The 7684-nt window shown below is 32.8% G+C and carries 10 protein-coding genes; 2 read left to right on the forward strand and 8 right to left on the reverse strand.

All coding sequences use genetic code 11. The annotated features are described in order from the left end of the window. On the forward strand, window positions 1-999 hold a 999-nt coding region (locus tag HHX25_RS20930; protein WP_169673153.1), incomplete at its 5' end, for an IS110 family RNA-guided transposase. Between the two features lie 606 nt (window positions 1000-1605). Here HHX25_RS20930 and HHX25_RS21385 read toward each other — a convergent pair. The 6 genes from HHX25_RS21385 to HHX25_RS20955 all read right to left on the reverse strand — a co-directional run bounded on the left by HHX25_RS21385 (window position 1606) and on the right by HHX25_RS20955 (window position 5306). Next, window positions 1606-1731, reverse strand: a complete 126-nt coding sequence (locus tag HHX25_RS21385; protein ID WP_262888903.1) for a hypothetical protein — start codon at window positions 1729-1731, stop codon at window positions 1606-1608. 241 nt (window positions 1732-1972) lie between these two features. Next, window positions 1973-2554: a hypothetical protein gene (locus tag HHX25_RS20935; RefSeq protein ID WP_169677375.1), complete on the reverse strand. Its 582-nt coding sequence runs from the start codon at window positions 2552-2554 to the stop codon at window positions 1973-1975. A gap of 93 nt (window positions 2555-2647) precedes the next feature. Continuing rightward, the gene (locus HHX25_RS20940) at window positions 2648-3019 is read right to left on the reverse strand and encodes an ASCH domain-containing protein (RefSeq protein ID WP_126590670.1); all 372 of its coding nucleotides are present in this window, start codon (window positions 3017-3019) and stop codon (window positions 2648-2650) included. Beyond that, entirely contained in the window at window positions 3016-4503 is a 1488-nt protein-coding gene (locus tag HHX25_RS20945; RefSeq protein WP_169677376.1) for a PIN domain-containing protein, read from the reverse strand. The genes HHX25_RS20940 and HHX25_RS20945 overlap by 4 nt, the downstream gene beginning before the upstream one ends. Beyond that, window positions 4503-5012 carry an ATP-binding protein gene (locus HHX25_RS20950; RefSeq protein ID WP_169677377.1) on the reverse strand — a complete coding sequence of 170 codons (510 nt, stop codon included), beginning with the start codon at window positions 5010-5012 and terminating at the stop codon, window positions 4503-4505. Before HHX25_RS20950 ends, HHX25_RS20945 begins: the two co-directional genes overlap by 1 nt. A 78-nt stretch (window positions 5013-5090) precedes the next feature. After that, window positions 5091-5306: a helix-turn-helix transcriptional regulator gene (locus tag HHX25_RS20955; RefSeq protein WP_169677378.1), complete on the reverse strand. Its 216-nt coding sequence runs from the start codon at window positions 5304-5306 to the stop codon at window positions 5091-5093. A 185-nt stretch (window positions 5307-5491) separates the two neighbouring features. On the opposite strand from HHX25_RS20955, the gene HHX25_RS20960 reads away from it, so the two are divergent. Then, window positions 5492-5695, forward strand: a complete 204-nt coding sequence (locus tag HHX25_RS20960; protein ID WP_159254775.1) for a hypothetical protein — start codon at window positions 5492-5494, stop codon at window positions 5693-5695. Window positions 5696-5905: 210 nt separating this feature from the next. Here the strand turns inward: HHX25_RS20960 and HHX25_RS20965 are convergent, their stop codons facing one another. Together HHX25_RS20965 and HHX25_RS20970 are read right to left on the reverse strand one after the other, a co-directional pair. Continuing rightward, a complete protein-coding gene (locus tag HHX25_RS20965; RefSeq protein WP_169677379.1) occupies window positions 5906-6160 on the reverse strand; it encodes a helix-turn-helix domain-containing protein in 255 nt (84 codons plus the stop codon). A gap of 255 nt (window positions 6161-6415) precedes the next feature. Continuing rightward, window positions 6416-7411, reverse strand: a complete 996-nt coding sequence (locus tag HHX25_RS20970; RefSeq protein WP_169670953.1) for an IS110 family RNA-guided transposase — start codon at window positions 7409-7411, stop codon at window positions 6416-6418. Between the last annotated feature and the right edge of the window lie 273 nt (window positions 7412-7684).

The following is a 7684-nucleotide window of genomic DNA, read 5'->3' on the forward strand; positions in this document are numbered from 1 at the left end:
GACATTCACAAACGTAGTTGGAAGGTTCATTGTGCCACAGATTTATTTACGGGCAAAACTTTTGCCATGCCCCCCAAACCAGAATTATTAAAAGATTATGTGGATAGGCATTATTGGGGTTTAGAGGTATCTACAGCCTACGAAGCAGGCTGCTGTGGCTATTATTCGCATCGTGTTTTTGTGGGTTATGGCTGGCGATCATTAGTAGTCAACCCCGCAGATATCCATAGAAAAGGAAAAGAGAAGTATACTAAAACAGATAAAATAGATGCGCAATTAATAGCAAGGGAATTAAAGGATAACAGACTAGAGAGCATCCATATTCCCGATATAGAACGTGAACAATTACGTAGTTTATTTAGACGCCGCAATGATTTGGTTAAAGACTACCGTCGTATAAAAAGTCATATCAAGATGCAATTACTTTATTTTGGGATATCTATCCCAGAGCGATTTGATAACGATCATTGGAGTCATAAGTTTAGAAATCGGTTGGATGGTATTGTATTTGAATACCCTACAGCAAGAGAAACCTTGTCCAGTAGGCTGCGTTCTTTTAGGTTTATCGACCAAGAGCTACGGGATATCTCTACAAAGATACGTGCCTATTGCAGAAAACATTACAAGAAAGATTATTACTTATTGCGTAGTGTTCCAGGGATAGGCGGTATAGTTGCCTGTGGTATTATAAGTGAGTTAGGAGATCTACGACGTTTTAGATCTATAAAACATTTAGCGGGTTATGTAGGTATAGCACCAGGGATTCATCAAAGTGGGGATAACCAACGGCACACAGGCATAACCATGCGGGCACACCGCTTAATGCGGAGTTATTTTATAGAAGCTTCCTGGCAGGCCATACGGACCGATCCAGTGATGCAGGTCTATTATAGAAAGAACGTGAAAACAATTATAATAGAAGTAGCCAGAAAGCTATTAAGTAGAACATTAGCAGTAATAAAAACAGAAACACCTTATACTATAGGTGTTGTAGAATAATATAAAACAGATAACAAAGCTCAAAAAAGAAGCATAACTTGTATCGCAAAACAACGAGGGTAAACCTTAAATAGAGGTATCACATATTTATAGCAAGTGAACAGGTTTATTATAGCTTAAAATCATAAAGATGCTGGTGACGACCAAGATTTAGAGTTGATCACATATAGGATGCGGAGCAGGTTATATGGTATTGAAATATTGATAGTCCTATCGGAATTATTAACATTACAACACCTCAAAATCAACATAATGAGATAATTAAAAAAATAAATATTAACTTTGAAGAACTGGACTAGTGCTTTTCATAGGACACGTTGTTGTGCAACGTATTTTTATAAATTCCGTTTTAATTTTCTAAAGCAAAAGTCAGATTCAAATATCTTACAGATTGATTTAATCAGTTCTTTCGCTTGTTTTTTATTATTTATTGGAATATAAACTTGATTAACTCCTTTCCAGTTGTGCGTGAAATTCAGTTCAACAATCAGATTTGCTTTATTCCACTCAAACTTGTCAGATGAGTTTATACTTTCATATTCGTTATTTTCCATATTCAGATATAACTTATCCAAAAGATGTTTTGACTTCAGAATTTCAATAATTTTAGAATTCTTTATTGAATCCGTTTTTATATCTCCACATTGTTCCATAGTCAAGTCTTCTACTTCCCATTCCTCTGTGTAGATTCCAATTGAGAAATCCTTGTTCGGAATTATCAAGTTCGTGCATAAAATCTTTGAGGATTTTTTGATATCGGAAAGAGTTTTTTTATACGTAATTTCATTTTGTGAAAACGAAAACGTGAAGATGAAAAGGAATAATATGTTAATCGTAAACTTCATTTTCATATGTTGCACAACGGTCTCGTATAACCGTCAGTTACGGTTAAATTAGCCTGTATTTTCGTTTTAGCACAGACTTTAGCAATTCCGAATGGATTCGAACGAAGTCGAATCCGCCGTAATTGCGGTTATACATTGTTGCCCACAGTTATTTTTAATTGTTCAATATTCTCATTTTTTTCTTCATCTTGATTGTATTCAAGTCGGTCGATTGTTACGCCTCTTTTTCCTCTTTTAATTTCAAAATCCACAATTTTTTCCAAAAACTCAAAATCCATAGCACCTACGCCGAAGTAATCAAATACTAATGTGTCGTATTTCTCAAAGTCACATTTAATAGCAAGTGCTTTACTCTTTCCCAAGATTAAGTCGCGAACCTTTTCATTGGGGTTCAATTCTAAATATTCAGCTATGTCTTTTGCTTTAGTTTTGTCAATATTTAATTTTTTTGTTATGTAATTTTCTACAGTAAGCGGTTTCAGAGATTTTCGAAATATACTCTCTTTATATTCCTTAGACCATTTCGCTTTTGGAATTTTTTCCTCAAAACGATTTAATAAACCATATCGAAATCTATGGACTAAGCTATTCCCCATTGAATCGAAATTCGGAATGCACAATCTAATGAGTTTTCCATATTCAACATCAAATTCAGGAATAGAAATCCCCTCAAATTCGAATTCAGGACTGTGAAATTTTAGCTGAGTCATAATTGTGGGCAACGTTCCGTGTATGGTGTCGTAGCTATCCCGCAGGGTAGCTATGCACTATACACATTGTTAGGTTTTCGTTTTTTTTATTCATTACAAATACATAAATGACTGAGGAGCTGTGAAGTTTGCATATTCTTCTTTCGGATTTATTGGCTCTTCATATAAAACAGGATTGTCAACCTCTATTGCAAAAGCCAAGTCTCTACCGTCATAATACTCGTTAAAGAAATTTTCGTCAATACCTGAAAATCTCTTTGTTTTATCCCAAATGGATTCAGGAGAATCTTGGTGAATATGTTTGATAGAAAATTCACCAATTATTCTACCTACTGGCATTGTTGAATAAACAACAACCGTTTGCACTTCAAGATTTTTAAATACTCTTTTTCTAAATTCAAATTTTTTCTCTCCTGAGAAAATCTTATTTGCGTATTCTGGTTTTATAGATAATAGTACTTTCATATTTTATATGCTTCTTTATATATTTTTATAAATGAATCCCATCCAATTTCTCTAAATCCTCTTGGGGCATCATCTTTATCTTTTAAAACTCCGAGTTCAATTAGTCGGCTCATATTTGGTCGATTGGGGAAAGAATAGGCGTAAAGAAAGTTTACGACAAAAGGTTTTCTTTTATATCTATCCCAATAGGCTGATAATTCTTCATCTGTTAACGCTGTTCGTTTACGACAAATTGTTTTTAATTCTTCTATGGTTGATGGATTAACCACATTTTCTACTATCCCAATTGTAGTAACTACACTTTTATAATAGCCACCAGTTCTATAAAAGACAATTAAATCCCCAGTGCTTAAATTTCGTTCGAGTGAATGAGAGATGTACACCTTCTTAATCGCATTTCGGTGGGGTTCATTCTCCACAAAGTTTAAAGGAGATTCAGTTCTCAAAATAGAATCAGGGAATAATTCAGTATGGTATTCTGGATAAATGGGAACTATAAATACTTTCCCTTCTTTCGATAAAAATGGGAATGTGAGTTTAGGGTTGTCTTTATCAGCAGGTTTTCCAAAAGACCTTACGTAAACATTTTCTGTTCCTGTAGATGATTCTTTTGTTCCCCAAAATGTAAAGCCCCAGTATTCCAGTAGTTCGATTAGTCTTTTTTGTTCGGGGCTTTTATCAAATATGGTAACATAGATTTCTTCTACTTTAAACTGTAAGGCATTATCAAAAATGATTTTTAAAAAGCGCTCACCAAGTTTAAATCCATTTGCCGTTACTTTAAATGTTCCAATTTTCAATCTTTTCTTTGGAGGCAAAGGAGGAGTAATGTCTGAATAGTTTTCAGTTTCATCTTCTTGTTTGATGAAAAGGAAAGCATTTGTCACACCTAAATATGAGCAGATGTAGGAGACTTCATCTGATTTTCTATTAAACCATTTATCAAACCCCAAATAGTCTTCTCTAAAACTGTCAAAGAAAGAGTCATTTAAGTTGATGTTTCCAAAATATTCCTTTTTAACTGAAAGTGTTTGGTAATCGACAAGTGAAGGGTTCTCTGCAATTGCTTTTTCAATGAATGAATCAATTCGGAATACCTTATCATCAATTCCAAGAGAAAGAGCTTTTTGATGTATTTTTTTGTCTTCTGTTATCAGTAAATCTACACGAGAACAATACACTTCATTAAGAAGCAAAGTATCATTTTTATCATTATCCGTAGTGTCAATATCATCACTTATGCTTTCAACATCAGCATGTAAAGGAGCAACCGTTTTTAAAACCTGATAACTCTCAAGTTTAATGCCTATTGTTCGTACTACTTCCTTATCCGAATGTCGTTTGAGTTCGTCAACAGTTATTGGATGGACATTCTTAGCATGTTGCAATCTGTCAAGCCAATGAAAGAGTGTACCAATATTTTCGTTTACAATTTTACTTGTTTCACGGTGAATGACAATATTAGTGTCCAACAATGCTTTCATTATAATATCTCAATTAGGGATTTATAATTGCCATCTTTTATTTCAACAAATGGCACATTCAGTTTTAACGAAATTTGTTGAGCATATTCTCTTTCGGAAGTTTGCATACTTTTTAATAAATCAAAATCATATTCTTTGTTATCTCTCTTTTCCAATCGTTCTTTAATTAAGTCAATTTTAGTGGTAACGATTGCTATTAATTTCGGTGCAATTTTCTCAAATGTTTCCATTGGCACTTTTTCGACTTGACCTACTGAATTGAATAAACAAAAATGACCATCTAATAAATAATTCCCATTTTCTTTTAATGCTTTATCAAGACCTGCAATTAATCTATCCTGTGTATTCTGAATATTCTCAACTTTTTTGTTATCAGGTTTGCTTATTTCATCCCATCTTAGAATTTCACTCGCAGTTATATACACAAAATCCGTTTGCTCACAAATTTTGTTGCAAATAGTGCCTTTCCCGACACCGTGAATACCTCCTATGAATATTAGGTTATTCAAAATGCCTGCTTCTGTTTTAAAATTCTATTAATCTCTTTCATTTTTTTGTTAAAAGTCGGTTTACAAAACATAACCTACTTACGTTCTGTTTACGGTGGGAAGCAATAATTGCCTTACATCCACATTCAAAGTCTCGGCAATCTCGACAAGTGATTCTAAAGAGGGTTGCATTTCATTTGTACACCATCTTGATATAGTGGCAGTATTTTTATCTAATTTTTCTGCTAACCACTTGTTCGTTCGTCCTTGCTCTGCCAAAACAACTTTTAGTCTATTAATTGCTTTTTTAGCCATTTTATATTGCGTATAAGTTAAATCTAATAACGAATCAAACAAATATAATTAACAATTATCAGAACATTAGTTGATTTAATTCGTGTTTAAAAGCACTTATTACATCAATTTATTTGCGTATTTAAAATTAATATTATAAATTTACATCAATTAAAAGTGATGTTATTCGCAAATAAATTTAAACTATGAGTAAAAGATATACTAAAGCAGATTTAGAACAAATTGTATATAAACAGTTAGATAATCTAAACGCAATGCATGATTTATTAAGAATAATGAAAGTCCAAAATGACCTAATCCAAAATATCAATCAAACATTAAGGGAGGAAATTGGTCAATTTAAGGAACAACAGGTCATGTATCCAACAAGAAGAAAGTCCAAATCTTAAAATTTATTCATTCTATTTTTTCACGTCCAGCAAATGAAACCTAACAATAAAATAAAGGATATATGTCCTTTATATTCCATGTATGTTTATTTACAAATCTAGGGGATTTTTAATTCATTTTGAAATTATCTAAGGGTGCTTAACGGATTAGCTAGGGCTTACTCTTGGGCGGTACCAGTTTAAAACTGACACTAGCAGGTAATTCTAAGATCACATAAAAGCCTCATCTTTCCATTCATGCTCAAAATTAAAGAGCTCTTTAGGGTGTACTTTAAAAGCACCTGCCAATTCTGTTATCGTATGAAAACTTATGTTGGCTTTTCCATGTTCAATTTTACTTATATAGCTATTATCAATGTCACACTCTTTTTCCAAGGCTCTAAGGCTTAATTTTTTCTTCAACCTCAACTCCTTCAATTTCTTACCAAATAAAACCAATACCTCGTCTTTATACTTTTTCTTCATACTTTGAATTATTGTATGTTTGGAAGTTGCCTTATTTTTAATAAAAAATTGCGGTAATATTTTACCGCGATCATATTTTTTATATACTAGCCCAGTATTTAATAATTTTGCGATTCTTCATATAAAAATATTGAAGCAATTGCTTTGAATCTCGTATCAGAAAACTGGTAATTTAATGGGAACGAGAAGATAAGTAAGATGCTCACGTATTCTATGATTAAAACAAATTTTTACCGATAAATTTATTAGTTTATTTCAAGCAGCATATTTTTTAATATCTACATAAGGGGTTCCTCTTTGTACTACTGCAAAAACTCTGGCCAATAATTTATTTCTTATCACATTTATTGTGCTCCTTCTATTTTTACCTTCTTCGACTTTCTGCTCATAATATAATTTCATTTCAATATTATGTTGGATGGCTGTTTTAGCACACATATCCAGCAAACTCTTTATCTTTTTATTGGCATAGTGGCTTATCCTTGTCCTCTTTCGAATACTACTTCCTGAAGAATATGGAAATGGGGCTATTCCGCAATATGAAGCAAATTTCCGAGCATTCTTAAACTTCGTAAAACCGTTGGTATGAACGATTAAAAACAAAGCAGTTTGAGCACCTATACCTTTAATGCTGGTTATCAGTCTGTAATGCTCTTTTAGTTTAGAGCTACTATCAATGATATTCTTCATTTGACCTTCTATAGCTTTAATCTCAATTGACAAATATCGGATCAATTTCTTATGGGATTGAAAGAAAATCCTGTTTTCAACTCTACAAAACAGCCTCTGGTATTCTCCCAATGAATTTTTATAGCCTGCTCTGTGCTTTACCATTCGGTCACGAAGTGATAGTAGCCGTTTTAATTTATTAATTGCATTAGTAGGCATTTGAAACAGAGTAATTTCATCCCTGAGCCTATATGCATATAAGGCTATTTTAGTGGCATCTATTTTATCGTTCTTACCTCGGACTATTCCCAAAGACTTTTTTATTTCCAGTCCAGAGATCACTGCAAAGGAAATATTGTCTTCGGACAAAAACACGGACAACCCATGTGAATACAGTCCTGTATGTTCAAAAACAAATATCGTTTCCGTGTTTAAATAACGTGTGTTCTTTCTCACCCATTTCAGCATTTTTCCATATCCTTTCAATGTGTTTTCAAAAACGTTGAACGCCTGACTACTATGAATCCTTACATCCAAAGTCAATTTACTAATGTCGATCCCTACCGTTTCTTTAATTTTCATAATTTTATGTTTTAAGTTAATGGTTACATTGACTAAAACCTTTAATAGGTAAACGCTATGATTCTATTTGGTCCTTTGTAACCAGTTTTAAAGAACGGAGACTAATACGTGAGATAGTTCTTGTTTACTAACGGGCGTGCAAGTTCACTCCGTTCTTTTTACTACCCTTAAAATTAATAACAATTTTAAAGGGTAAGAGTCTTCCCCAGACCCCATCTTTTTAACATAATTATAAATCCCTTTTTTAATCTTTAATAAAAACAAATCTAAAGG

The sequence above is a fragment of the Flavivirga algicola genome (assembly GCF_012910715.1).
GTDB lineage: Bacteria > Bacteroidota > Bacteroidia > Flavobacteriales > Flavobacteriaceae > Flavivirga > Flavivirga algicola.